The organism is Acinetobacter sp. 22323 (assembly GCF_052044895.1).
GTDB lineage: Bacteria > Pseudomonadota > Gammaproteobacteria > Pseudomonadales > Moraxellaceae > Acinetobacter > Acinetobacter schindleri.
This window is the reverse complement of sequence record NZ_JBQEOL010000054.1, coordinates 1-482: the sequence shown is the minus strand read 5'-3', so window position 1 is coordinate 482 and position 482 is coordinate 1. Positions and strand designations below refer to the sequence as shown.

Annotated in this window: 1 protein-coding gene; it reads right to left on the bottom strand. The window is 42.7% G+C overall.

Annotated features, from left to right (window positions below; all coding sequences use genetic code 11):
* Positions 1–482, bottom strand: a 482-nt coding sequence (locus ACTJIX_RS14865; protein ID WP_440611567.1) for an IS5 family transposase, incomplete at both ends; no start/stop codon positions are given.

The following is a 482-nucleotide window of genomic DNA, read 5'->3' as shown; positions in this document are numbered from 1 at the left end:
ACCAAACTTCGCCGATGATAGCCTGACCATTTTTTCCATAGTGTCCTGCCTAAACGTTTAATTGTTCGAAGTAATTCATTTCGCTCTAGCGAGCTACTCTTTGTATCTTTCCATTGTTTCGCATTTTTTCTAGGTGGAATCACCGCATGCGCTTGCCGATCTGCAATGACCTGACGGCATTGCTTGGTGTCATAAGCTCCATCGGTATAAACAGAGTCAATCCGCTCATCTTGTGGAATCTGATCAAGTAAATCACCAAGCACCTGTGAATCACTGACATTATTGGTTGTAAGCTGAACTGCTCGTATTTGTAGGGTTTTGGCATCTATACCAATATGAAGTTTACGCCATTGGCGACGATATTCAGATCCATGTTTCTTGCGTTTCCATTCGCCCTCACCTAGAAACTTCATGCCTGTAGAGTCCATGAGTAGATGCAGCCCATCGCTACTTTTTTGGTAGCTGATTACAATATCAATATG